The organism is Roseibium limicola, from assembly GCF_017313085.1.
In the GTDB taxonomy this organism is placed as follows: Bacteria; Pseudomonadota; Alphaproteobacteria; order Rhizobiales; family Stappiaceae; genus Roseibium; species Roseibium limicola.
Genome location: NZ_JAFLNF010000001.1, coordinates 646,633 through 670,837, shown reverse-complemented (window position 1 = coordinate 670,837; position 24,205 = coordinate 646,633). Strand labels below are relative to the sequence as shown.

At 58.6% G+C, this 24,205-nt stretch carries 22 protein-coding genes; 7 read left to right on the top strand and 15 right to left on the bottom strand.

Going from position 1 to position 24,205, the window contains the following annotated elements:
- Positions 1-15: 15 nt before the first annotated feature.
- From J0X15_RS02945 to uxaC, 5 genes are all read right to left on the bottom strand, one after another.
- On the bottom strand, positions 16-333 hold the full coding sequence (locus J0X15_RS02945; protein WP_206938069.1) for a cupin domain-containing protein: 318 nt from the start codon (positions 331-333) through the stop codon (positions 16-18).
- Positions 334-344: 11 nt separating this feature from the next.
- Positions 345-1,625, bottom strand: a complete 1,281-nt coding sequence (locus J0X15_RS02940) for a TRAP transporter large permease (RefSeq protein ID WP_206938067.1) — start codon at positions 1,623-1,625, stop codon at positions 345-347.
- A gap of 1 nt (position 1,626) precedes the next feature.
- Positions 1,627-2,139 (bottom strand): TRAP transporter small permease, encoded by a 513-nt coding sequence (locus J0X15_RS02935; protein ID WP_209015012.1) that lies wholly within the window; start codon positions 2,137-2,139, stop codon positions 1,627-1,629.
- Positions 2,140-2,225: 86 nt separating this feature from the next.
- Positions 2,226-3,206, bottom strand: a complete 981-nt coding sequence (locus tag J0X15_RS02930; RefSeq protein ID WP_206938064.1) for a TRAP transporter substrate-binding protein — start codon at positions 3,204-3,206, stop codon at positions 2,226-2,228.
- A 27-nt stretch (positions 3,207-3,233) separates the two neighbouring features.
- Positions 3,234-4,679 carry a glucuronate isomerase gene (gene uxaC / locus J0X15_RS02925; protein ID WP_206938063.1) on the bottom strand — a complete coding sequence of 482 codons (1,446 nt, stop codon included), beginning with the start codon at positions 4,677-4,679 and terminating at the stop codon, positions 3,234-3,236.
- Between the two features lie 144 nt (positions 4,680-4,823).
- Here uxaC and J0X15_RS02920 point away from each other — a divergent pair, with 144 nt between their 5' ends.
- Positions 4,824-5,516: a GntR family transcriptional regulator gene (locus J0X15_RS02920; RefSeq protein ID WP_206938062.1), complete on the top strand. Its 693-nt coding sequence runs from the start codon at positions 4,824-4,826 to the stop codon at positions 5,514-5,516.
- 4 nt (positions 5,517-5,520) lie between these two features.
- Positions 5,521-6,444 carry a sugar kinase gene (locus J0X15_RS02915; RefSeq protein ID WP_206938061.1) on the top strand — a complete coding sequence of 308 codons (924 nt, stop codon included), beginning with the start codon at positions 5,521-5,523 and terminating at the stop codon, positions 6,442-6,444.
- A 99-nt stretch (positions 6,445-6,543) separates the two neighbouring features.
- On the opposite strand, the gene J0X15_RS02910 is transcribed toward J0X15_RS02915, so the two are convergent.
- The 10 genes from J0X15_RS02910 to J0X15_RS02865 all read right to left on the bottom strand — a co-directional run bounded on the left by J0X15_RS02910 (position 6,544) and on the right by J0X15_RS02865 (position 16,735).
- Positions 6,544-7,473, bottom strand: coding sequence for a carbohydrate kinase family protein (locus tag J0X15_RS02910; RefSeq protein ID WP_206938060.1), 930 nt, complete (start codon positions 7,471-7,473; stop codon positions 6,544-6,546).
- Between the two features lie 7 nt (positions 7,474-7,480).
- Positions 7,481-8,953: a mannitol dehydrogenase family protein gene (locus J0X15_RS02905; RefSeq protein ID WP_206938059.1), complete on the bottom strand. Its 1,473-nt coding sequence runs from the start codon at positions 8,951-8,953 to the stop codon at positions 7,481-7,483.
- Positions 8,954-8,956: 3 nt separating this feature from the next.
- Positions 8,957-9,730 carry an L-iditol 2-dehydrogenase gene (locus J0X15_RS02900; protein WP_331461872.1) on the bottom strand — a complete coding sequence of 258 codons (774 nt, stop codon included), beginning with the start codon at positions 9,728-9,730 and terminating at the stop codon, positions 8,957-8,959.
- Positions 9,727-10,728 carry an ABC transporter ATP-binding protein gene (locus J0X15_RS02895; protein ID WP_206938056.1) on the bottom strand — a complete coding sequence of 334 codons (1,002 nt, stop codon included), beginning with the start codon at positions 10,726-10,728 and terminating at the stop codon, positions 9,727-9,729. Before J0X15_RS02895 ends, J0X15_RS02900 begins: the two co-directional genes overlap by 4 nt.
- A gap of 11 nt (positions 10,729-10,739) precedes the next feature.
- On the bottom strand, positions 10,740-11,570 hold the full coding sequence (locus J0X15_RS02890) for a carbohydrate ABC transporter permease (protein ID WP_206938054.1): 831 nt from the start codon (positions 11,568-11,570) through the stop codon (positions 10,740-10,742).
- Between the two features lie 2 nt (positions 11,571-11,572).
- Entirely contained in the window at positions 11,573-12,445 is an 873-nt protein-coding gene (locus J0X15_RS02885; protein WP_206938053.1) for a carbohydrate ABC transporter permease, read from the bottom strand.
- A gap of 76 nt (positions 12,446-12,521) precedes the next feature.
- A complete protein-coding gene (locus J0X15_RS02880) occupies positions 12,522-13,811 on the bottom strand; it encodes an ABC transporter substrate-binding protein (protein ID WP_209015052.1) in 1,290 nt (429 codons plus the stop codon).
- A gap of 337 nt (positions 13,812-14,148) precedes the next feature.
- Complete coding sequence (locus tag J0X15_RS02875) at positions 14,149-15,102, bottom strand: sugar-binding transcriptional regulator (protein WP_206938049.1); 954 nt, start codon at positions 15,100-15,102, stop codon at positions 14,149-14,151.
- A 10-nt stretch (positions 15,103-15,112) separates the two neighbouring features.
- Positions 15,113-15,841, bottom strand: coding sequence for an HAD family hydrolase (locus J0X15_RS02870; RefSeq protein ID WP_206938297.1), 729 nt, complete (start codon positions 15,839-15,841; stop codon positions 15,113-15,115).
- A gap of 102 nt (positions 15,842-15,943) precedes the next feature.
- Positions 15,944-16,735, bottom strand: coding sequence for a helix-turn-helix domain-containing protein (locus tag J0X15_RS02865; protein WP_206938047.1), 792 nt, complete (start codon positions 16,733-16,735; stop codon positions 15,944-15,946).
- Between the two features lie 248 nt (positions 16,736-16,983).
- Between J0X15_RS02865 and J0X15_RS02860 the strand changes: the two genes are divergently transcribed.
- The 5 genes from J0X15_RS02860 (at position 16,984) to J0X15_RS02840 (ending at position 24,177) form a co-directional block, all read left to right on the top strand.
- Positions 16,984-18,555: an ABC transporter substrate-binding protein gene (locus tag J0X15_RS02860; protein ID WP_206938045.1), complete on the top strand. Its 1,572-nt coding sequence runs from the start codon at positions 16,984-16,986 to the stop codon at positions 18,553-18,555.
- Positions 18,556-18,650: 95 nt separating this feature from the next.
- On the top strand, positions 18,651-19,658 hold the full coding sequence (locus J0X15_RS02855) for an ABC transporter permease (RefSeq protein ID WP_206938044.1): 1,008 nt from the start codon (positions 18,651-18,653) through the stop codon (positions 19,656-19,658).
- Positions 19,655-20,482 (top strand): ABC transporter permease, encoded by an 828-nt coding sequence (locus J0X15_RS02850; protein WP_206938043.1) that lies wholly within the window; start codon positions 19,655-19,657, stop codon positions 20,480-20,482. Before J0X15_RS02855 ends, J0X15_RS02850 begins: the two co-directional genes overlap by 4 nt.
- Positions 20,475-22,106, top strand: coding sequence for an ABC transporter ATP-binding protein (locus tag J0X15_RS02845; RefSeq protein ID WP_206938042.1), 1,632 nt, complete (start codon positions 20,475-20,477; stop codon positions 22,104-22,106). The genes J0X15_RS02850 and J0X15_RS02845 overlap by 8 nt, the downstream gene beginning before the upstream one ends.
- Before the next feature lie 76 nt (positions 22,107-22,182).
- Positions 22,183-24,177, top strand: a complete 1,995-nt coding sequence (locus J0X15_RS02840; RefSeq protein ID WP_206938041.1) for a CocE/NonD family hydrolase — start codon at positions 22,183-22,185, stop codon at positions 24,175-24,177.
- Positions 24,178-24,205 lie beyond the last annotated feature (28 nt).

Sequence of the window (24,205 nt, the reverse complement as noted above, 5' to 3'; positions counted from 1 at the left end):
TTCAGTGCAAAGGCTTCAAAGAAAATCGTCGCGGCGCGGTGTGAACGTGTCGATCAAGGTGCCGGGTTCGAGGCAAAGGCAGCCATGTATGGCCTCGGACGGGATGACGAAGCTGTCCCCCGGCCCGACCTCGAAGTCAGCGTCGGCGATGGTGAAGCGGAAGCGTCCACTTTCCACATAGGTGGATTGGACATGCGGATGGTTGTGCAACTTGCCCTGAGCGCCTTCGTGGCCGAAGCGGAAGGCCACAACCATCAGGTCGGGACTGTCTGCCAGCACCTGACGCGTGACACCCGGATCCGCATTAACGGTGGGAAATGATTTCACAAACATGGTTCAGTGCCTCAACGGAACAGGGATGGTAGCCAGAGCGAAAGCCCCGGAACGTAGGTGACGAGAATGAGGGTGAAGATCGCCGCGCCGTAGAAGGGCCAGATGGTGCGGATCGCATCCCAGACCGATATTCGGCCTACTGCGCAACCGACAAACAGTACCGTTCCCACCGGTGGCGTACAAAGCCCGATGCCCAGGTTGAGTACGAGGATGACGCCGAAGTGGACGGGATCGACTCCGAAGGCGGTTGCCACTGGCAGAAAGATCGGCGTGGTAATGACGATCAGCGGCGACATGTCCATGAAAGTGCCAAGCATCAGCAGCACAATATTGATCATCAACAGGATGACAATCGGATTGTCTGACAGCGCCTTCAAGATGGTGACGAGCTCGGCGGGAATGCGCAGGAACGCCAGCAACCAGCCGAACGAGGCGGCAGACCCAATGACCAAAAGCACCATTGCGGTGGTTCGCACAGCTGCCTTTGTGGCGGCCACGAACGACTCGAAGTTCATCGTGCGATAGGCAAGGACAGTCACCAGAAGAGCGTAGACAGCAGCGATACAGGAGCTTTCCGAGGCTGTGAATATACCGGAGCGGACACCGCCGAAAATGATGCCAATGAGCAGCAGGCCCGGGATTGCATTGAGGAACAGCGCACCAAGTGCCGACCAGCCGGGAAAGGCTTCTGTTGGATAGCCTGCTTTGCGGGCGACGAACCAGGCGGTCACCATCAGCGATCCGGCAAGCAGAAGGCCGGGCAGGATACCAGCGGTGAAAAGATCCGCAATGGACAGGCGCCCACCGGCTGCGATCGAGTAGATGATCATGTTGTGCGAAGGTGGCAGCATCAGCGCAATGATCGACGACATCACGGTGATGTTGACGCCGTATTGCACCGAATAGCCCTTTTCCTTCATCTGCGGGATCATCAGTCCGCCGATGGCTGTGGCGTCGGCCGCGGCTGAGCCGGAAATGCCACCGAAAAGCACGGAAGCGGCGATGTTCACCTGGCCGAGGCCGCCACGCAGCTGGCCAACGGCGGCACCCGCCAGCGCGACAAGTCGCCGGGCGATATCACCCCGCACCATCAGCTCGCCGGCGAAGATGAAAAACGGAATGGCCATCAAGGCGAAAACCGAGACGCCGGAGTTCAGGCGCTGGAAAACGATCATGGGCGGCAGGCCCATGTAGAGGACAGTTGCGAGGGCAGATGCGCCCAGACAGAAAGCCACTGGCGTGCCGATCAATAGCAGCACGGTGAACGTGGCAAAGAGGATGAAGGTTTCCATGTTATGCGGCCTCCGGCTCGGCATCGCCAAAGCGGGCAGTGGGCAGGCCGGCAGCGCGACGCGCCAGACGCTCCAGGGAGAATAGGGTCAACAGGCAGCCGCCCACGACGAGGGGCATGAAGTCGACAGCACCGGAAATGCCGAGAGACGGCAGTTTGACGTCCCAGGCTGAAAGCGCGAGCTGGGACCCATACCAGGCCATGCCGACGCCAAAGGCGGTGACGACAAGATCCGAGATGCTGTAGAGCCAGAGTTTGGCGCCCTTCGGCAGGAAGTAGAGCAGCACGTCGAAGCTCAGGTGATAGCCTTCGCGGATACCGACGGCGGCTCCGAGGAAGATGAACCAGCCCATGAGGATGACCGCAGCGGGTTCACTCCAGACGAGACTGCTGTTCATGACATAGCGCATGAAGACCTGCGCGGTAATGAAGACGGTCATCAGCAGCAGACCTGCACCGGCCAGCCACAGGGCGGCTTTCGCGATCTGGCCCAGGACCAGCGCGACGGTAGTCATCAGATTTTTCACGGCGGAAGCCTTAGGAAAGTCGATAGAAGCAGTGGCCCTGCGGAAGCGCTATGCACCCGCAGGGCCGACCGGAATTAATCCGTCGCGCGAATGCGAGCGACGAGATCCTTCAGCTTGTCGGACGTGACATGCTTTTCATAGACACTGTCCATCGCCGCCATGAACGGCTCCTTGTCGATCTCGGTGATCACTTCCACGCCTGCAGCGCGGACCTTTTCTTCCGAGGCCTTTTCACGCTGCTGCCACTGTTCACGCATCACCGGAACGGAATCCTTGGCTGCCTGACGTACGGCATTCTGATCTTCCTCGGAGAGCTTGTCCCAGCTCAGCTTGGACATCACCAGAACTTCCGGAACGATCAGATGCTCGTCCAGAGTGTAGTAGCCCGCGACTTCATAGTGACCGGAGCTTTCGTAGGACGGCCAGTTGTTTTCGGCTCCGTCGATAACGCCGGTCTGGATCGAGGAATAGACCTCGCCATAAGGCATCGGGGTTGCGTTGGCGCCGAGAGCGGACATCATGTCGACGAAGATGTCGGACTGCATGACGCGGACCTTCATGCCTTCGAGGTCGTCGATGGACTTGATCGGCTTGACCTTGTTGTAGAACGAGCGAGAGCCGCCATCGAAGAAGGCAAGGCCAACGTAACCATGCGGTTCGAAGGCTGCGAGAATGTCCTGGCCGACAGGGCCGTCCATGACACGGTGCATGTGATCAGCGCCCTTGAAGATGTAGGGCAGGGAAACAACCTTGGTTTCTTCAACGAGGTTGTTGAAGGGGCCCATGGAGACACGGTTCAGGTCAATGACGCCGAACTTGGTCTGTTCGATGGTGTCCTTTTCCTGACCCAGCTGGGCGGAATGGAAAACCTCGACGCAGATGCGGCCGTTGGTGCGCTCTTCAAGGAGCGTACCCATGTGCTTGACCGCCTCGACGGTCGGGTATCCATCCGGATGAGTGTCGGATGATTTCAGGGTGATTTCACAAGCCGAGGCGGCAGTCGCCAGGGCAGCGCTTGCCAGCAGTGCGCCGGCCAGTGTCTTCAATAGTTTCATTTCATACTCCTCCCAAAGCATGGCTCCTCAGAGCCGATAGGCTTGCTTGGCAAGCCTGTAAGCGAGATCGTGCGCGACCTCGAACGCTTCATCTTCATCCAACCGACCCGTGATCACGAGGGTGGCGAGATAAGCGCAATCCACCCGACGCGCCACATCGTGGCGGGCGGGAATGGAACAGAAAGCACGGGTGTCATCGTTGAACCCGACTGTGTTGTAGAAACCGGCAGTCTCGGTTGTGGCTTCGCGGAAACGCCGCATGCCTTCCGGACTGTCGTAGAACCACCAGGCCGGGCCGAGCCTGAGCGCAGGATAGGCACCGGCCAGCGGAGCGAGCTCGCGGGCATAGGATGTCTCATCCAGCGTAAAGGCGATGACGCTGAGACCTTTTTCCATGCCGACTGCATCAAGCAATGGCTTGAGTGCGCGCACATAGTCGGTGCGGGTCGGGATGTCGAAGCCCTTGTCGCGACCGAAATCCGTCAGCACCGGACCATTGTGATTGCGGAAGCTGCCGGGATGGATCTGCAGAACCAGGCCGTCATCCAGCGACATCCGCGCCATTTCCGTCAGCATATGGCCTCGGAACGCATCGGCCTCCTCCGCAGAGCACGCGCCTTTCAAAGCCTTCTGAAACAGCGCTTCAGCTTCGGACTGGCTCAGGTTTTCCGTCCGGGCCGTGGGGTGGCCGTGGTCGGATGATGTGGCACCGAAGTCCTTGAAGTAGGCACGGCGGTCGCGATGGGCGGCGAGATAGCCCGCCCATGTCGTGGCCGCTTCGCCGGAGATCTCGCCAAGCTGCTCGATGTTGGCGGCGAAGCCCTCGAACTCGGGATCAATGACCGCATCGGGGCGGTAGGCCGTGACGACCTTGCCGGACCAGCCGCTGTCGCGGATCTGCTGGTGCCACTTGAGATCGTCAAGGGCGGACTCTGTTGTTGCGATTGCCTCGATGTTGAAGCGCTCAAACAGCGCCCGGGGTCTGAACTCTGGCCGGGTCAGGCAATCGGCGATGTGGTCATAGGATTCGTCGGCGGTTTCAGCCGAGATTTTCTTGGTCCAACCGAAGACATGCTCAAACGAATGGTCCAGCCACATCCGTGATGGGGTGCCGCGGAACAGATGAAAGTTTTCAGCGAAAATGCGCCAGATCTTGCGGCCATCAGTTTCTTTCCGGCTGCCATCTGCACGTGGTACGCCCAGGTCATCCAGCGAAACGCCTTGGGAACAAAGCATGCGAAAGACGTAATGGTCTGGCGTGATGAACAGCTGTGCCGGATCCGGAAAAGCCTCGTTTTCGGCATACCAGCGCGGGTCGGTATGGCCGTGCGGGCTGATGATCGGCAAGTCGCAGACAGTCTCATAGAGCGCGCGCGCCAGAGTACGCGTCGCCAACTCAGCCGGAAAAAGACGGTCCGGATTTAGTCGACTCTGATCAGTTTGTTGCGCTCTTGCGAGATTTTCCGGTGCCACGATCCCCTCCCGATGGATGTGTCTTTGGTCTCTTAAAGCTGGCCCGCACACGGCTTTGTGCTCGATCACGCAGCTGGCGGGCTTTCTTTAAATCTAGTTTAGTAATATGCTAGTTGAAATTCGGAGTCAACGGAGCAGCAATTCATGTCAGGTCCCAGCGCGTTGAAAGCGCTCGAACCCTTGAAGATCAGGTCGATCGCAGACACGGTCTTCGAGGAGTTACATCAGCAGATTCTGTCGCTGGAGCTGCCGCCTGGTACGAGAATGTCAGAGCTGGACGTCGCCAAGGCCCTGGGTGTTTCCCGGCAACCAGTGCGCGATGCGTTTTTCCGGTTGTCGCAACTGGGGTTCATTTTGATCCGTCCGCAACGCGCGACAGAGATTTCCAAGGTGTCGGAAGCCGCCGTGCTGCGGGCCCGTTTTATCCGTACTGCGCTTGAGATCGCCTGCCTGCGGGCGGCAATGGACGTGATCACCGCAGACCAGCTCAATGAACTTGAAGCTATGCTTGAAGAGCAGCAGGCGGCGGTCTCAGCGGATCTGCGCCAGAAATTCCATCAGCTGGACGACGCCTTCCACTTGCGCATCTGCCAGATCGCTGATCATGACTACGCCTGGACCTTGATCCGCGAGCAGAAGGCCCATATGGATCGTGTCCGGTTTCTGTCGCTGGCCTCCGGGGCGCAGATCGCGCTCGACGATCATCGCAAGATTGTTCAGGCCTTGAGGGAGAGCGACAGTTTGAAGGCGGAACAGCTTCTGACCAGTCATCTGGGTCGCATTGCGCTCATCCTGGGGCAGATCCGGGCCGAACACGCTGACTATTTTGAGGAGTAAGCCGATGACCTGCCGCCTTCTGGCAATCGGTGAATGTATGGTCGAGTTGTCTCCACGGGGGGAAGACAACTGCGCAATAGGGTTTGCCGGCGACACGCTGAACACTGCCTGGTATGCGCGGCAGGTCAGCAGCCCGGAAACTCTGTCTGTCGCTTATTTCAGCGCGGTTGGTGATGATGAATTGTCGCGCCGGATGGCCGATTTCATGCGCGCTCAGAAGATAGAGCCGGCGCTGAAGGTCATTCCCGGTGCGACGGTCGGCCTCTATATGATCTTTCTGGCGAATGGTGAGCGCAGTTTCCAGTACTGGCGTTCACAGTCTGCAGCGCGGCGTTTGGCGGAAGACCTGAAAGAACTGCCGGGGCTGGGGCAGGGCGACTTCGCTTATTTCTCCGGGATCACGCTGGCAATTCTTCCCCCGGAGGGCCGTCAGGTGCTTCTGGATTGCTTGAAGGCAGCGGCTGAGCGCGGTGTGCGGGTGGTGTTCGATCCCAACCTGCGGCGGCGTCTCTGGGACAGCGCCGAAGACATGTGCGCAGCGACCATGGCTGGTGCCAGTGTCTCGGAAATCGTTTTGCCGTCGTTCGAAGACGAAGCCGAATGGTTTTCAGATGCTGACAAGCAGGCAACTGCCGAGCGGTATTTACAGGCAGGTTCCAGATTGGCGGTGGTCAAGGACGGACCCGGCAGTGTTCTCGTCAAAGCGGTGGACAGCGCCGCATTCGAGGTCGCGCCGGAGCCAGTGTCGAATATCGTCGACACAACGGCTGCAGGGGATTCCTTCAATGGCGGTTTTCTTGCCTCCCTGGCTGAAGGCGGTTCTTTGGCTGATGCGGTTCGTTTGGGGTGCCGGCTGGCTGGCCAGGTTGTCACCCAGCGCGGGGCGTTGGTTGAGGTTTCTGCAGCCGATCTGAACCGGGGAGCATAGCGAGCCGAAGCTGGCTAGAGCGTACGGTCGGATCATGACTGATAAAATAGAAGCGGCGCTTTCCAGTTTGGAAGGCGCCGCTTCTATTTGGGAGGAATATCAGCTGAGCTCGTCTGCCCAGGGCGGATTGGCCCCGGCACGGGAGACGGTAACCGCCGCGACTTTCGCGCCAAGTGAAAGGGCTGCGCGCCAGGCATTCTCGTCCAGTGAAGCAACTGCGTCTTTTGTCAGAAGTCCCTGATCTTCGAGCGAAGCCAGCACGCCTGCGTTGAAGGTGTCGCCGGCGCCGACCGTATCAACCACCTGAACGGTTTCGCCCTTGACGGTCAGCTGCAGGCCGTTGGATGTCGTGACGGTCGCGCCATCCTTGCCACGCGTGATGATGACGGCTTGCGGGCCCTGCTTGAGCAGCCCGGCCATCTTGTCATCCAGAGAGCTGTCGCTTGGATCGATCCAGTTGAGGTCCTCATCGGACACCTTGAGGATATCCGTGTCGGCAATCATGCCCGCCAGGCGGGTTCGATAGCGATCTTCATCAGCGATGAAACCGGGACGGATGTTGGGATCCATCATGATCACGCGACTTGCCGCCTCGCGGTGCATCAGCGCCGCATAGGTCTCTGCGCATGGCTCGACTGCCAGACTGATGCCGCCAAAGTACAGCGTCGAAACGTTTTCCGGCAGGTCGGGAAGCTCACTCACTGTGATCATCCGACCGGCGGTGTTCTCATCATAGAAGCAATAGGTGGCATGACCGTCATTGAGGAAGACGAAGGCCATGGTCGTCGGGCGTCCGGACCGGATGGCGTAGCGGGTATCAACGCCGCTGTCCGTCAGGGTTTGTTCCAATTGTTGGCCAAACAGATCCGTCGATAGTCCGGTCAGTAGCCCGGCAGCATGGCCGAGCCGGCCCAAAGCGATGGCAGTGTTGAAGATTGCGCCGCCACTATGGGGCACAAACGCATCACCGCCCTGAGGCAGGGCGGTGGGTATCATGTCGATAAGGGCTTCACCGCAACAAAGCAGCATGGAAGGCTCAACTCTTGGCTAGGAACGCTTGCAAAGTAGCGCGGGTGCCATCTGTCCAGAGCGCATTGAGATGATGCGCAAAGGCTTCGGCAAACTCCGCATGTTCCCCCAGATTGCCGAAAATATCCGTCTGCGCAAGGAAGACCTGCGGATTATCCCGTGCCTTCAGCCCTGCTGCCTGCAGCTGATCCTTACGTTCATCCTCCAGCGGTTGACCAAATCCTGGATCTGCTGTGGCGGCGCAATAGCGGCACCAGAAGGCGACTTCAAGCGCCAGTGCATCAACCCGACTTCCCTGATTAAGGGCATCGCGCACGCTCGGCAGAACGAACTTCGGCTGGCGGTTTGATCCGTCAAGGCACAGGCGGCCAATAGTGTCACCGACAGCCGGATTGGCAAAGCGCTCGGCGCATGTCTTCAGATAGGCCTTGAAGTCGATGCCTGGAATTTCCGGGATCAGCGGAATGACATCGCGACCGATCAGGGTCTTGAGCCATGCTTCGATGTCCGGATCGGCCATGGCGTCATGGACGAAATGATGGCCAAGCAGAGCTGAGGGATAGGCAATGGCCGCGTGTCCGCCGTTCAGAAGCCGCAGCTTCATCAGCTCATAAGGCGCTACGTCGGAAACGAACTCGACGCCAACTTCTTCAAGACGCGGGCGTCCGGCAGGGAAATTGTCTTCCATCACCCATTGGCGGAACGGTTCGCAAACCACGGGCGCCATGTCGTCGATGCCGAATTTTTCGCGCACCATGGCTTTTTCGCGGTCTGAAGTCGCCGGTGTAATGCAGTCGACCATGGAATTCGGGAAGGCGACATCAGCCTCGATCCAACCAGCCAGGTCAGGCGTCATCAGGCGCGCGAGGCCGACGACGGTTTGTTTCGCCACATGGCCGTTTTCCGGCAGGTTGTCGCAAGACAGAACGGTAAAGGGAGGGATACCGTTGTCGCGACGCAGACCAAGCGCCAGGATCAGGATGCCAAAGACGGTCTTCGGTGCACCTGGGTTGTCGATATCGGCACGAACTTCCGGGTGGTTGGCATCAAAGCCGCCGGACTTGGCATCAACGTAGTAGCCGCCTTCCGTAATTGTCAGAGAGACAATGCGGATTTCCGGACGCAGCAGAACTTCAATAAGCGCCTGTGTGTCGACCTCGGTGAAGTCGATCATCGAGCCCACAGCCTGGGCGGAGAAGCCGCTCGGGTCGAGTTCGATCACGGTCGTGAGCCAATCCTGGCCCTTGAGCTTTTCCCGCATGACATTGTCATAGGGTTTCACTCCGGCGCCGATCAGCGCCCAATCATGATCCAGCCCCTTGGAGAACAGGCGGTCCAGATAGACAGCCTGATGGGCGCGATGAAAGTTGCCGACGCCGATGTGCACAATACCGGCGCTGAGGGCGTCGCGATCATAGCCTGGGGCTGCGACGCCATTTGGGAGGGAGGCGAGTACGTCTTGTTTTAGCTTGATTGTCATTACTCAACTCATCCAGTTTCCGCCGTCGACATTGTATGTCTGGGCGAGGATGTAATCGGCCTCGGAGGAGGCCAGGAAGATTGCCATGCCGGTCAGGTCTTCTGCGGTTCCCATGCGGCCATAGGGCACTTGTTCGCCCACAAGGCGCTTCTTTTCACCGCGCGGCCGGTTCTCGTGCTTTGCAAAGAGGGCGTCGACGCCCTCCCAGTGCTCGCCGTCGACAACGCCAGGGGCGATGGCATTGACATTGATGCCATGCTTGATGAGGTCGAGTCCTGCCGATTGGGTCAGGCTGATGATGGCGGCTTTTGTCGCGCAATAGACCCCGACGAGGGCTTCACCGCGGCGTCCGGCCTGGCTGGCCATGTTGATGATCTTGCCGCCTTCGCCGCGGGCAATCATGGATTTCGCTGCTGCCTGCAACATGAAGAGAGTGCCGGCGACGTTGATCTGGAAGAGACGGTCGTAGCTTTCCCGCGTGATCTCGACGATGGGGGCGAGGTCGAACAGGGCTGCGTTGTTTATCAGGATGTCCAGGCCGCCGGTCTTGTCTTCAACGGCCTTGATGGAGGCCTCAATTGAGGCCTGATCGGTTACATCAAGTTTGACTGCATAGGCATTAGGGCCGATTTCCTCGGCTGTTGTCTTCGCTGCGTCAAGATTGATGTCTGCAATGGCAACAGTCGCTCCCTCGCGGGCATAGGCAAGTGCGAATGCCTTGCCTATGCCGCGGGCAGATCCAGTAATCAGTGCGGATTTGCCTTGGAGACGCATTATGCGATCCGCAGACCCTGCTGATCGAAACGATGCAGCTTCTCTGGGTCTGGCGACAAGTAGACAGTGTCACCGTGTTTGACGCTGAACTCACCGTTGACGCGAACCGTCATCGCATCGAAGCCCTCGACGTTCACATAGAGGAAGGTGTCGGAACCAAGATGTTCGGCGACTGTGACGACGCCCTTCCACATGCCCTCGGTGGTGGATAGGGTGAGGTGCTCGGGACGGATGCCGATGGTGTGCGCATCGAACTTCTGAGCGTCGGCACCTTCGATGAAATTCATCTTCGGCGACCCGATGAAGCCAGCCACGAATTTGTTGCGTGGGTTGTGATAGAGCTCCAGCGGAGACCCGACCTGCTCGATGAAGCCAGCCTGAAGCACAACGATCTTGTCTGCCATGGTCATGGCTTCGACCTGATCGTGGGTGACGTAGATCATGGTCGTCTTCAATGTCTGATGCAGCTCGGAGATCTCAAGGCGCATGTTGACACGCAACGCGGCATCGAGATTGGAGAGCGGCTCATCGAAGAGGAAGGCAGCGGGTTCGCGGACGATGGCACGGCCAATCGCAACGCGCTGACGCTGGCCACCGGACAACTGGCCTGGGCGACGATGCAGGTAGTCTGTCAGGTTCAAGACCTTTGCAGCCGCTGCAACCCGCCGCTCCTGTTCGGCCGGATCCATCTTGGCCATTTTCAGCGGAAAGGTGATGTTTTTCTTGACCGACATATGCGGGTAGAGCGCATAGGACTGGAATACCATGGCCAGACCGCGTTTGGCGGGTGGCACTTCAGTGGCATTGGTTCCGTCAATGGAGATCTCTCCACTTGTGACGTCTTCCAGTCCAGCGATCAGCCGTAGAAGTGTGGACTTGCCACAGCCTGAAGGGCCGACGAAAACGACGAACTCGCCTTCGTTGATTTCCAGGTCAAGTGGCGGGATTACCTGAACGTCCCCGAAGGACTTGGTAATCTGCTTGAGTACGATATTGCCCATCTTTCAAAATCCTATTTCACGGCGCCAAAGGTCAGACCGCGCACCAGCTGTTTCTGGCTGAACCAGCCAAGGATCAGGATCGGTGCGATGGCCAGCGTCGAGGCTGCCGACAATTTTGCGTAGAACAGGCCTTCCGGGCTGGAGTAGCTTGCGATGAAGGCGGTGAGCGGAGCGGCCTTGGCCGCGGTGAGGTTCAAGGTCCAGAAGGCTTCGTTCCAGGACAGGATCACGTTCAACAGAAGTGTCGAGGCAATGCCTGGAATGGCCATCGGGGTCAGCACGTGCACCACTTCATCCCAGAGACCTGCGCCGTCCATACGGGCAGCTTCCAGGATTTCGCCCGGGATTTCCTTGAAGTAGGTGTAGAGCATCCAGACGATGATCGGCAGGTTGATCAAGGTCAGCACCACGACAAGACCGATGCGGGTGTCGAGCAATCCGAAATCCCTGAACAGCAGGTAGATTGGGATCAGCACGCCCACCGGCGGGAGCATCTTTGTGGAAAGCATCCACATCAGAATGTCCTTGGTCCGCTTGGCCGGAACGAATGCCATGGACCAGGCTGCAGGAATCGCGATCAACAGGCCCAGCAGCGTGGAGCCGATGGAGATGATTACGGAGTTCATGAAGTGCAGCGGGTAGTTGGACCGTGAATTGACTTCCACGTAGTTCTCAACCGTCCAGTCGAAGAACAAGAAAGAAGGGGGGGAGGCAATGGCCTCCGCCTCTGTCTTGAAGCTTGTCAGGATCGTCCAGAGAATGGGGAAGAAAATCAGGATCCCGATGGTCCAGGCGACCGCCGTGACAAGAGCCTTCCGCGTATTTGAAACATTGCGTGCCATTTCTACGCCTCCAGGTTCTTGCCGATCATCCGCATCAGGAAGACCGCGACGATGTTGGCCAAAATGACCGCGACGATACCTCCGGCGGAGCCTCCGCCGACGTCGAACTGCAGCAGAGACTGCGCGTAGACGAGGTAAGTGATGTTGGTCGATGCATAGCCAGGGCCGCCATTGGTGGTGACCAGAATTTCAGCGAAGACCGACAGCAGGAAGATGGTCTGGATCAGAACCACGACTGTGATGGCGCGCGACAGGTGCGGCAGCACGATGTAGATGAAGCGATTGCCGAAACTGGCGCCATCCATTTCCGCAGCTTCAAGCTGTTCCTGATCGAGGGACTGAAGTGCGGTCAGAAGAATGAGCGTGGCGAAAGGCAACCACTGCCAAGCAACGATTAGAATGATCGAAAGCAGCGGAGCATGTGCCAGAAAGTCGAAGGGCTGAAGCCCGACTGCTTTTGCAAGGTAGGCGAACAATCCATTGACTGGGTTCATGAACATGTTCTTCCACACTAGGGCAGATACCGTGGGCATGACGAAGAACGGGGCAATCACCAGAATGCGGACGATCCCCTGTCCCCATATGGGCTGGTCAAGCAGCAGGCCGAGCGCAACGCCGCCGACAATCGTGATGACCAGAACACCGCCAACCAGCATGAGGGTGTTGAAAAGGGCGGCGAAGAATGCCGGGTCAGTCAGAAAGTATTCATAGTTGAGAAAACCGACATATTCTTCCATTCCAGGCATGAGCAGGTTGTAGCTCAGGAAGGAGAAATAGATCGTCATAGAAAGCGGTACGATCATCCAGCCAAGCAGTAGGATTACTGCCGGGGAGAGCATGAGCCGTGCCGCGGAACGTGAATGAGCGGTAGCCATGGCAACACCCAACCTTAGAGTGTTTGAAAAAAGGAGGACCGGTCCTCGGGCGGACCGGTCCAGTGAGGCTGGCTAATTATTTAATATAGCCGGCCTTTTTCATTGTGCGCTCAGTCACGTTCTGTGCATTGGCCAGAGCCTGTTCGGTGGTGATCGAACCAGCCAGGGCTGCAGAGAACTGCTGACCAACTGCCGTACCAATGCCCTGGAACTCAGGGATGGCGACGAACTGGACACCAACGTATGGGACTTCATCAACAGTCGGGGACTGCGGATCAGCTGCGTTGATGCTTTCCAGTGTCATCTTGGCGAAAGGGGCTGCATCCAGGTAAGCCTGGTTCTCATAGAGAGAGGTGCGCGTTCCAGGAGGAACGTTTGCCCAACCTTCGTTCTCGGCTACGAGCGAGAGGTAATCCTTGGATGTTGCCCAAGCGATGAACTTCTTGGCTGCATCGACCTTCTGGGAGCCGGCCGGGATGGCCAGGTTCCAGGCCCAAAGCCAGTTGCCGCGCTTGCCGAGGCCTTTGTCCGGAGCCAGAGCGAAGCCGACCTGGTCAGCAACCTGGCTGTCGTCCGCGTTGGTCACGAAGGATGCTGCCACTGTGGCATCGATCCACATGCCGCACTTGCCGGTCTGGAACAGGGACAGGTTCTCGTTGAAGCCGTTGGAAGAGGCTCCTGGAGGGCCATAGTTGTTCATCAGGTCCAGGTAATCGGTAAGTGTTGCCTTCCAAGCTTCGCCGTCGAACTGGGGCTTCCAGTCCATGTCGAACCACTTGGCACCGTAAGAGTTGGCCATCGCGGACAAGAACGCCATGTTCTCGCCCCAGCCAGCCTTGCCGCGCAGACAGATGCCGTAGACTTCATTGTCCTTGTCGGTCATTGCCGCTGCGGCTTCTTTGATCTGGTCCCAGGTCGGAGCGTCCGGCATTTCCAGACCGGCCTTTTCCATCAGGTCCTTGCGGTACATGACCATCGAGCTTTCGCCGTAGAACGGAGCTGCATAGAGCTTGCCGTCAACAGTCAGGCCGCCACGGATAGCCGGCAGCAGATCGTCGGCATCGTAATCGTCGCCGAGGCCTTCAAGTGCAACCAACCAGCCCTGTTTGGCCCAGATCGGGGCTTCATAGGTGCCGATGGTCATGATGTCGTACTGACCGCCCTTGGTGGCGATGTCAGTTGTGACGCGCTGGCGAAGAACGTTTTCTTCCAGGGTCACCCATTCCAGTTCGATGTCCGGATTGGCGGATGTGAAGTCGTCCGTAAGCTTCTGCATACGGATCATATCGCCGTTGTTCACGGTGGCGATGGTGAGTTTCTCGGCGAGAGCCGGGCTGGCGGCCAGCGTAAGGGCCGTCGCGCCCATCAGGGCGCGTGCAAAAAAGGTCATGATTTCCTCCCGTTTGCTCGAACGAGCGCATATTGAGCATTTGCTACGTGAGCGGGCAAATATTCACAAAACTGGCGCGGGGCGTCAAGAAGGGGGAGAGGTGACTCCAGCATAATTCGTTATTGCAGCGCAATAAATGACTGTATTTCAGTTACTTAACCGACAACTGAATCGCGCAATTTTGCCGGCTGATACCGTTTGTAAGACGGAATCCAGTCTATTGCCGCTACTGCACTCAGAAATGCTGCGATGCAAAAGTTGGCATAAGATTATTTCGTGCACGAAAATCAGCCGCCTCACCGGGCGGTTCCTGTCAGGGCAGGAGCCGTTCGGCGGTCGCTTCATTGGTAATGAGGCCGTTGATCAGCTTGCCGCGCAAGGCAGCGCGTATGGCCGGGATTTTCTGTTCCCCGGAGGCAATTCCAGTGATCGGCCGCGGGCTGTCCGCCAGCAGAGGAGCGCTGGCCACCCGGTCGTTGGTGAGGCCTTCAATGACTTCGCCGGCCTCGTTGTAGACCCAGCTGGTGATCTCCCCCGTGGCGCCAACGGCCTGGAGATCCCTCATTTCGGTTTCGCTGATAAACCCGTCGACGAACAGCGGAGCAGTGTCGCCGATGTTGCCAACTCCGACGAAGGCCGCGTCAGCCTGTCGCGTCAGATCGAGGATATTGCGCACCGGCGGCTGGTCATGCAGCAGAGTGCGCTCGTCTCTCGATCCGGCGAAAACCGGAAGAGGCATTGGGTAGTGGCGCGCATTGATCCGGTCGGCCAGGCGGATGACCACGTTGTAGGCGGAGGCCGAACCATCTGACATCATGTTGCCGAGCAGCGAGACGATCTTGTGCTGCGGGCAGTTCATGATGGGGAGCTGGTCGACTGTGGCCCGCAGGGCGCGGCCTGTACCCAGGGTGATGATCTTCGGCGTATCAGACTTGAGGTGGCGCTCTATTTCGGCAGCGGCCGTCTGTGCAAGACCAACCATGGAGTATGGATCCGCCGGATCGCTCGGCACGACGTCGCAGGTGCGCAGGCCGTAGGTTGCCTGAAGTGCCTGTGCCAGTTCCATGCAGTGGGCGATCGGGTGATCGAGCCGGACCTTGATCAATCTTTCACTGACGGCAAGCGACACAAGACGCTGAGCGGATTGACGGGACACGCCAAGCTTGCGGGCGATTTCATCCTGGGTGTTACCGGCGACATAGTAGAGCCAGCCGGCGCGGGCAGCGTCGTCCAAACGGCTGGTCTCAAGGTCTTGCTTTGCCGCCATAGGGTGCGCCTCAATCAGGAGTGTTCTTGTTTTCCAAGACTGGGGCCATATCAAAAAACTTTGTCCATGTGTCAAAAAATGGCACGGGCTGTTTTAGGTCGGCGGCCAGGGCATCGGTCTCATCAAGATGACTTCCGCCAATAAAATGAAGAACTTGCATCTCTGCTGCCTGGGCTGCGGTGAGGCCGGGAATGCTATCTTCGATCACCAGACAATTCTCCGGAGAGATCCCGCAGCGCTGTGCGGCGTGCAGAAACAGGTCTGGAGCCGGCTTGCCATTTACGACCTCGGAAGCCGTGAAGATTCGGTCCGGGAAGTGGTGTCGAAGGCCGGTGATCGTCAGCGAGTGGGCGGCACGCATGGGCGTGCTGCTGGTGGCAACGCATTTTGGGACACTGAGCTTTTCCAGAATGCTTTCAATCCCGGTCACGGGTTGGAGTTCTCGATCAAACGTTGCCAGTAGTTTCGTTCGATAAAGCTGCTCGAAGCCCTCGGGTACCTTGAGGCCGAAGTCTCTTTGGACCGCGTCCAGTACTTTCGGAAAGCTCCGCCCCAGGAAATTTCGCTTGAAGTAGCTGTAATCGACCTCGACGCCAAGCTCGGCAAGCGCCTTCAACAATACACGGGCACTGATGATCTCGCTGTCGATCAGCACGCCGTCGCAATCGAAAATGACCAGATCAATCGGGCGTGAGAGATCAAGTGTCGGCCTGGAAATTTGATGGGTGGACTGGGCCATTGGATCAGACATGAAGGTCGAAGTTTCCTGCGCGACGAAATCAAGTTCTTATCTTTGCTTGTCTTTTCAAAAGAATGTCAATCGATTGCAGCTTCGAGATGCTCAGCCTGCAGCCAAGGGGCCGCCGAACGTTCCGTCTTCCTGCAGATAGTTTCTTACCATTGGAGGGAGGCGTCGGGATCGAGGGTCCAGCATGTCGCAACGTCCTAGAAGGGCTCGCAAGTCCGGGTTGGCACCGACGTAGCGCCAGATCATTCTGGAGGCATAGGGCATGTTGTTCTGACGCCATGAAACGCCGACCGTGATGCCTTTCAGATAGGTTTTCTGATGTTCGGCAAAGGGGGAGAGAATTGTCTGCGCAATCAGCGGAAACTCGCCGACGGTGCGCTCCACGACGAAAATTTTTCCGCGCCAATAGGCGGCGAGACCAATGTATTTCGAGAACTGGCTGATCTCGGCTTGTCGGTCCCTAATGCGCTCAATGCTTTTCACATGGACAGAACCTGCGACCTCCGACATCTGCGCACAGGAACAGACAACCTTGCCCGGCCAGGAGAGGGACAGATGATAGGTCTGGTAAAACCCGAGATGGCGGCGGAGCGGCGCAAGCTCGCCTGGAAATCCATCGCTGAGAAGGCCGGCGGACGGCGGGGCGGATTCTGGCGGAGAAGCCAGCTTTTGCAGGAATTGTCCCGGGAGGAGATGGAAGTCGTCAGGCGCCAGCCCGAAGTAATCGGCAATGCGCTGCATGTTGTATGGCGACGGAGTCGCCTTGCCGTTCACATAGCGATTAAATTGCTGGCGATTGAGGCCAATGTCGCGACACACTTCAGAGATTGAACGACGTTGGGCACAGGCTGTTTTGAGGTTCTGGGCGAGGGCAGGAAGCAGCATGCTGGCAAGCCTAGCTGACCCGGAGGGGCGCGTAAAGGCGCGTAATAGCGTTTAAACTCGCGAAGTTGTTTTCCTCAGCCGGCTGGGTACCCCTTTAGGCCATCAGGCCCGTTTCAGGACCGAAATTCACGAAAATCGCATTCTGCTCCTCGCGATTTTCGGTGGAGCAATGCACGAGCGGACATCCTGTTCAGGCTTAAGACCGCTCGCCCGCCTCTGGCTTCACCAGAACTAAGGACAAACGATACATGACAAACCGCCCCCCTCTCCAGAATGGCCTTAGCCGCCGCAATTTCCTGGCATCAACCGCAGCTGCTGGTTTTGCTGTGACGGCTTCAGGTCTGTTTATGCCGGAAGACGCGCTCGCCGATACACCAAAAACCGGCGGTAATCTGAAACTGGGTCTGAAGGGTGGCGCGGCCACTGATGCTCTGGATCCGGCTCTGGCGTCCGGTTCGGTGATGTTTGTCGTCAACCATTGCTGGGGCGATACACTGGTCGAGTCCGATCCGTTGACCGGCGATCCGCTGCCGGGTCTGGCCGAGAGCTGGACGGCCTCCGATGATGCATCGGTATGGACCTTCAAGATTCGCAAGGATGTCGTCTTCCACGACGGATCCAAAATGACCGTTGCCGATGCGGTTGCCACCTTGAAGCGTCACTCGGATGAAGCCTCCAAGTCTGGTGCACTGGGCCTGTTGAAGTCCATCACCGGCATTGAGGAAAAGGCCGGCGATCTCGTCATCACGCTGGATCAGGGCAATGCGGATCTTCCGCTGCTTCTGACCGACTATCACCTGGTGGTGCAGCCGAATGGCGGCATCGATGCGCCGAATACGGCTATCGGCACCGGCCCTTACAAGTTGGACAACTTTGAAGCTGGCGTCCGCAGCACATTCACGAAGAACGAAAACGATTGGCGCGATGACCGCGGTCACGTCGACAGCGTCGAAATCATCGTCATGAACGACAACACAGCTCGCATCGCGGCGCTGTCGTCCGGTCAGGTGCATTACATCAACTTCGTTGAGCCGAAGACGGTGAAACTGCTGGAGCGTGCGCCGACCGTCCAGATCCTGCAGACCTCGGGCAAGGGCTTCTATTCCTTCCTGATGCATTGCGACACCGCGCCGTTCGACAACAACGATCTGCGTCTGGCGTTGAAATATGCCATCGACCGTCAAGCCATTCTCGACCGTGTCGTTGGCGGCTACGGCACTCTGGGCAACGACTATCCGGTCAACTCGAACTATGCGCTGGCGCCGGAAGGCATCGAACAGCGCGCCTATGATCCTGACAAGGCGGCCTTCCACTTCAAGAAGTCCGGCCATGACGGTTCGGTTCTGCTGCGCACCTCCGATGCAGCTTTCCCGGGTGCTGTTGATGCAGCTGTCCTCTTCCAGGAGAGCGCCAAGAAAGCCGGTATTGAGATCGATGTGAAGCGCGAGCCAGCCGATGGCTACTGGTCCAACGTCTGGAATGTGAAGCCGTTCTGTGCGTCCTATTGGGGCGGCCGGCCGACCCAGGATCTCCGCTATGCAACATCCTACCTGTCGAGTGCCGACTGGAACGACACCCGCTTCAAGCGGGATGACTTCGACAAGATGCTGCTGACCGCGCGGGCCGAGCTGGACGATGCCAAGCGCAAGGCGATCTACCAGGATATGGCCGTTATCGTTCGCGATGAAGGCGGGCTCATCCTGCCGGTCTTCAACGACTATCTGAACGCCGGCTCCAAGTCGCTGAAGGGCTACGTCCACGACATCGGTAACGACATCTCCAACGGCTACATTGCAAGCCGTGTATGGCTGGACGCCTGAACCTAGCGCTCTGATCTGCAGAAACAGCAGGTCATGTGAAAATAGAGACCGTGGTACGCCACGGTCTCCAATCAAAAAAAGGACAAGGGTCACAAATGACCACTCCAGAGACAACATCTTTTGCCGGGATCCGGCGGTTTTCTGCCCGCTTTCCGCTAGCAAGCAGGATCCTCGAGCGCCTGCTGCTGTCGCTGCTGCTGCTGTTTGCCGTGTCGGTCATGATCTTCGGCGGCATTGAAGCGCTGCCCGGCGACTTTGCCAGCACCTACCTTGGCCAGTCGGCGACGCCTGAAGCTGTCGCCAGGATTCGCTCCGAACTCGGCTTGGACCAGTCCATCGTCACCCGTTATGTCGACTGGCTCGGTGGGGCGATGACCGGTGATTTCGGAAACTCCTGGGCGAGTGGTCAATCGGTCGGAGAGCAGATCGGGAAGCGTCTTGGCAATTCTTTGTTTCTTGCCTTTTTTGCAGCCATCGTTGCGGTGCCCCTGGCCGTTGGGCTGGGGTTGCTTGCCGTGCGGTTTCGCAACAAGTTGCCGGATAAACTGATCAACATCCTGTCGCTCGCGGCAGTTTCCCTGCCAGAGTTCTTCGTCGGCTACCTGCTGATCCTGATCTTTGTCGTGACTTATGGCGCGGCTGTGTTTCCGTCCACAGTCTATGACAGCATGAGCTTACTTGACCGGTTGAACGCCATTGTCTTGCCGGTTGCAACCTTGGTTCTGGTGGTGCTGGCGCACATGATGCGCATGACGCGGGCTGCTATCATACAGGTGATGTCCTCGGCCTACATGGAGACGGCAGAGCTCAAGGGCCTTGGCGCCTTGCGTGCGATCATCAAGCATGCCGCCCCCAACGCTCTGGCGCCGATCATCAATGTGGTGGCGCTTAATCTGGCCTATCTCATTGTCGGGGTCGTGGTGGTCGAAGTGGTCTTCGTCTATCCGGGCATGGGCCAGTACATGGTCGATGCCGTGACCGTGCGTGATCTGCCGGTGGTGCAGGCCTGCGGGCTGATCTTCGCGGCGATCTACATCGGGCTGAACATGACGGCCGACATTCTCGCCATCCTTGCCAATCCGCGCTTGAGGCACCCACGATGAGATTAAATGAAATTCCTCTCACCGCGTGGGTCGGCATCTTCGGGATCGTCCTGACACTCTTCTGCGCGCTGTTTGCGCCGTGGATTGCGCCCTATGGGGAGACAGAAGTCGTTGGCGATGTCTGGGCTCCGGCCAGCAGCGCCTATCCCTTCGGTCTCGACAACTTGGGCCGTGATATTCTCTCCCGCCTGATCTTCGGTGCTCAGACGACCGTCTTCGTCTCGCTGGCCTCCACCGTTCTATCGTTTGCGCTGGGGATCATCCTGTCCTTCATCGCGGCAACGACACGCGGCTGGGTTGATACCGGGCTTTCGCGTCTCAACGATCTGATGATGTCGATCCCGACGCTGATCTTTGCGCTGGTGGTGCTGGCGGCCCTGCCACAGACCCTGACGACGCTGATCCTGGTGATGGCGGTGCTCGACAGCACGCGCGTCTTCCGCCTGGGGCGTGCAGTCGCGCTGGACGTCGCCGTGATGGATTTCGTCGAGGCAGCCCGACTGCGTGGCGAAGGAACGCCCTGGATCATCTTCCGCGAAATCCTGCCCAACACGCTGTCACCGCTTCTGGCAGAATTCGGCCTGCGCTTTGCCTTCGCCATCCTGTTTCTGTCGACCCTGTCGTTTCTCGGGCTGGGCATTCAGCCGCCGGATGCGGACTGGGGTGGCATGGTCAAGGACAACAAGGACGGCATCATCTTCGGCGTGGCCGCAGCTCTGGTGCCGGGAGGGGCTATTGCCTTCCTGACCATCTGCGTGAATCTGGTCGTGGACTGGCTGCTGAAGCGAACCTCCAGCCTTAAGGGAGGGCGTGGCGATGCCTGATCTTCTCAAAGTATCCGGCCTGAAAATCGAAGCGACGGTTTACCCTCCGGGCGAGGATCCGCAACGCGTGACCATCGTCGAAGAGGTGAATTTCACGCTCGAAAAGGGCAAGGTTCTCGGTTTGATCGGCGAGTCCGGTGCGGGCAAGTCGACCATCGGGCTTGCAGCTTTGGCCTATGGCAGGGGCGGTGTGGAAATCACCGGCGGCAAGGTGGAACTGAACGGCGAAGATCTGTTGTCCCTGTCGAAGTCCGGCATTCGCAAGGTCCGGGGTGCCCGGGTTTGCTATGTGTCGCAATCGGCTGCAGCCTCCTTCAACCCGGCACACAAGCTTGGCGATCAGGTGATCGAAGCCACTGTCCGTCATGGGCTGATGAGCCGCGAGGACGCACGCCGAAGGGCAGACCATCTTTTTGACGTTCTTGGGCTTCCTGAGCCAAAGACTTTCGGCAAGCGCTATCCGCATCAGGTTTCCGGCGGGCAGTTGCAGCGGGCGATGACCGCCATGGCATTGTGCTCCAATCCGGATCTGATCGTCTTTGACGAGCCGACGACGGCGCTTGACGTGACCACTCAGATCGATGTGCTGGCAGCGATCAAACATGCCATCGAAGAGACCGATACCGCAGCGCTCTATATCACCCATGACCTGGCGGTTGTGGCGCAGATCTCCGACGACATCATGGTGCTGAAAAGCGGCAAGACCGTTGAACACGGATCGGTCGCCCAAGTGATCGAGGCGCCGCGCGAGGACTACACGCGGGCGCTGGTCAATGTGCGCTCCATCCGTCACGAGGAAAAGCAGGACCAGTCCGAACACTTTTTTGAGATGGCGGGCATTGATGCTGCCTATTCCGGCGGCGTGAAGGTGCTGAGCGATGTCTCCTTGCATGTGCCGAAAGGTCAGACGCTGGCGATCGTCGGGGAATCGGGCTCTGGAAAGTCGACAATGGCGCGCGTGGCGACAGGTCTGCTACCGCCGTCTGCCGGTTCTGTCTCTCTTGGCGGGGAGGTGCTTCCTCCGGCGTTGAAGCAACGGTCCCGGGACCAGCTTCGCAAGCTGCAGCTGATCTATCAGATGGCCGACACGGCGATGAACCCGCGCCAGACGGTAGGCAATATCATTGGCCGTCCTTTGACGTTTTACGAAGGCCTGCGTGGATCCGCCCGCAAGAAGCGGGTTCAGGAACTGCTGGATCAGATCGAGATGGGCTCCGGGTTTCATGACCGCTATCCGGCGGAGTTGTCGGGTGGCCAGAAGCAGCGCGTGGCAATCGCCCGTGCGTTGGCAGCTGGTCCCGAGGTCATCATCTGCGACGAGCCGACATCCGCGCTCGATCCTCTGGTGGCCGACGGCATCCTGAAGCTTTTGCTGGATCTGCAGAAGCAAAAGGATCTGGCCTATGTCTTCATTACCCATGACATCGCCATCGTGCGGGCCATCGCCGACAGCGTCGCGGTGATGTTCCAGGGCGAGCTGGTGCGGTTCGGTCCCAAGTCTGAGGTGCTGTCTCCGCCGTTTGATGATTACACCGACCTGCTTCTCAAGTCAGTTCCGGAAATGCGTCTGGGATGGCTGGAAGAGGTTCTGGCCAGCCGTAAGATGTCAGCCGGCGGCAACTGAGTTTCCTTACCCAAAATCAGGGGGTGCCCGCAGAAGGCATCCTTTCAAAACGACACACGAACCCCAAGGACCTTTCATGTCCAATCGCGCCTTCACCGTTTCGGAAGAGACATATATCACGCTGAAAGACGGCACGCGTCTGGCCACCCGCATCTGGATGCCCGAGGGTGCAGAAGCCGACAAGGTGCCGACGGTTCTGGAGTTTCTGCCGTATCGCAAGCGCGGTGGCACGGACCCGCGTGATGAAAGCACCTATCCGGTATTTGCCGCAGCCGGCATTGCCGGTGTGCGCGTTGACATCCGTGGTTCGGGTGAGTCCGATGGTGTGATCGACGGCGAATATACCCCGCGCGAATTGTCGGACGCTGTTGAAGTCATCGATTGGATCGCGGCGCAATCCTGGTCCAACGGCAAGGTCGGCATGATGGGCATTTCCTGGGGCGGGTTCAACTGCCTTCAGGTGGCAGCTCTCAAGCCTGAACCGTTGAAAGCAGTGATTTCAATCGCCTCGACCGTCGACCGCTACAACGACGACATTCACTACAAGAACGGTTGCCATCTGTATGCGCAACTGTCCTGGGCAGCGACCATGCTGGCCTATTCATCCCGCACGCCGGACAAGGCCCTTGTCGGTGACAAGTGGAAGGACATGTGGATGGAACGCCTGGAAGGCGAGCCCTTCTTCATGGAAGAGTGGATTGACCACCAGACGCGCGATGCTTTCTGGGCGCATGGCTCCATCTGCGAGGATTTCGACAGTTTCCCGGCAGAAGCTATGGTCATCGCAGGATGGGCCGACGGCTATCGCAACACGCCGCTGAAGGCCATCGAGGGCATGCCGAAAAAGGCCAAGGCGCTTGTCGGTCCCTGGGTGCACAAATACCCGCATTTTGCTTTCCCCAAGCCGCGTGCCGATTTCCACGGTGAGGCCATCACCTGGTGGAACCGCTGGCTGCGGGATGAAGAAAATGGCGCTGAACACATTCCGCAGATGCGCGCCTACATCCTTGACGGGCCTCGTCCGGCCCTGCGTCGGGAATCCGATCCGGGGTTCTGGGTCGCCAAGCAGGAATGGTCCAAACCGGAAACGCAGGTCTTTGCGGTCAATGCGAAGGGCAAGCTGACGTCTGACGGCGATGCGGCTGGCATCGGGTCGGTCTTCGTCAAGACGCCGCTGGATTGCGGGACGGCATCAGGCGAGTGGTTCACACTGAAGCCGGATGCCGAAATGGCCGGCGATCAGCGTCAGGATGACGCCGGGGCGCTGGTGTTCGAAACTGCGCCATTGAGCGACGAAGCCGTGTTCCTTGGTGCCCCTGAGCTGTCCCTGGATCTGTCGTGTGAGGCGGATTGGGAGAACCTGGTCGTGCGCATCGTCGATGTGCATCCCGATGGCACCTCGACCCGCGCCTCCTACGGCGTTCTGAACCTGGCGCACCGGGAAAGCAATGCCACGCCGTCGGCCTTGCCGCAGGGAGAAACCGTTGCCGTCAAGATGCAGCTGGACGCCTTCGGATATCGCTTCCAGCCGGGTCATCGCATTCGCATCGCGCTCGCCACAGCCAGCTGGCCGCTGATCATGCCGTCGCCCGAGGCACCGGGTGTGACCATCGACACGGCCTCGCTCCGCCTCAGCCTGCCGCTGCTTGGCGTGCATGAGCGGATCGAAGTGAAGGAGCCGGACAATCCGGATCCGTTGCCGTCTTATCCGATGCACAGCGATGGCAAGACCAGGCGCTGGGTTGAAAAGGACATGACCTCCGGTCTGACGCATTATCGGATTTCCGAAGATACTGGTCTGGAAGAACATCCGGGCAATGGTTTGAGGACGTCGGAAGTACGGGAAGAGTGCTGGTCCATCGATCCGACCGACCCACTGTCCCTGCGGGGCGAGTGCACCTGGGAAACACGCAACGCCCGTAATGGTTGGGACGTGGGGACGAAGACCACCTCCGTCATGACCTGTACCAGGGACGAATGGGTCATTTCTGCCACCTTGAAGGCTTTCGAGGACGGCAAGCAGATCTTCCAGAAAACCTTTGAAAAACGGGTGAAACGTAATTTCATGTAAGCGCTGAGGGAGAGGCGATAGGCTCTCG

Excerpts from the sequence above, each read along its gene's own strand:
- J0X15_RS02945 (WP_206938069.1), bottom strand. The coding sequence starts at position 333 with ATGTTTGTGAAATCATTTCCCACCGTTAATGCGGATCCGGGTGTCACG.
- J0X15_RS02940 (WP_206938067.1), bottom strand. The coding sequence starts at position 1,625 with ATGGAAACCTTCATCCTCTTTGCCACGTTCACCGTGCTGCTATTGATC.
- J0X15_RS02935 (WP_209015012.1), bottom strand. The coding sequence starts at position 2,139 with ATGACTACCGTCGCGCTGGTCCTGGGCCAGATCGCGAAAGCCGCCCTG.
- J0X15_RS02930 (WP_206938064.1), bottom strand. The coding sequence starts at position 3,206 with ATGAAACTATTGAAGACACTGGCCGGCGCACTGCTGGCAAGCGCTGCC.
- J0X15_RS02920 (WP_206938062.1), top strand. The coding sequence starts at position 4,824 with ATGTCAGGTCCCAGCGCGTTGAAAGCGCTCGAACCCTTGAAGATCAGG.
- J0X15_RS02915 (WP_206938061.1), top strand. The coding sequence starts at position 5,521 with ATGACCTGCCGCCTTCTGGCAATCGGTGAATGTATGGTCGAGTTGTCT.
- J0X15_RS02910 (WP_206938060.1), bottom strand. The coding sequence starts at position 7,473 with ATGCTGCTTTGTTGCGGTGAAGCCCTTATCGACATGATACCCACCGCC.
- J0X15_RS02905 (WP_206938059.1), bottom strand. The coding sequence starts at position 8,953 with ATGACAATCAAGCTAAAACAAGACGTACTCGCCTCCCTCCCAAATGGC.
- J0X15_RS02895 (WP_206938056.1), bottom strand. The coding sequence starts at position 10,728 with ATGGGCAATATCGTACTCAAGCAGATTACCAAGTCCTTCGGGGACGTT.
- J0X15_RS02890 (WP_206938054.1), bottom strand. The coding sequence starts at position 11,570 with ATGGCACGCAATGTTTCAAATACGCGGAAGGCTCTTGTCACGGCGGTC.
- J0X15_RS02885 (WP_206938053.1), bottom strand. The coding sequence starts at position 12,445 with ATGGCTACCGCTCATTCACGTTCCGCGGCACGGCTCATGCTCTCCCCG.
- J0X15_RS02880 (WP_209015052.1), bottom strand. The coding sequence starts at position 13,811 with ATGGGCGCGACGGCCCTTACGCTGGCCGCCAGCCCGGCTCTCGCCGAG.
- J0X15_RS02875 (WP_206938049.1), bottom strand. The coding sequence starts at position 15,102 with ATGGCGGCAAAGCAAGACCTTGAGACCAGCCGTTTGGACGACGCTGCC.
- J0X15_RS02870 (WP_206938297.1), bottom strand. The coding sequence starts at position 15,841 with ATGGCCCAGTCCACCCATCAAATTTCCAGGCCGACACTTGATCTCTCA.
- J0X15_RS02865 (WP_206938047.1), bottom strand. The coding sequence starts at position 16,735 with ATGCTGCTTCCTGCCCTCGCCCAGAACCTCAAAACAGCCTGTGCCCAA.
- J0X15_RS02860 (WP_206938045.1), top strand. The coding sequence starts at position 16,984 with ATGACAAACCGCCCCCCTCTCCAGAATGGCCTTAGCCGCCGCAATTTC.
- J0X15_RS02855 (WP_206938044.1), top strand. The coding sequence starts at position 18,651 with ATGACCACTCCAGAGACAACATCTTTTGCCGGGATCCGGCGGTTTTCT.
- J0X15_RS02850 (WP_206938043.1), top strand. The coding sequence starts at position 19,655 with ATGAGATTAAATGAAATTCCTCTCACCGCGTGGGTCGGCATCTTCGGG.
- J0X15_RS02845 (WP_206938042.1), top strand. The coding sequence starts at position 20,475 with ATGCCTGATCTTCTCAAAGTATCCGGCCTGAAAATCGAAGCGACGGTT.
- J0X15_RS02840 (WP_206938041.1), top strand. The coding sequence starts at position 22,183 with ATGTCCAATCGCGCCTTCACCGTTTCGGAAGAGACATATATCACGCTG.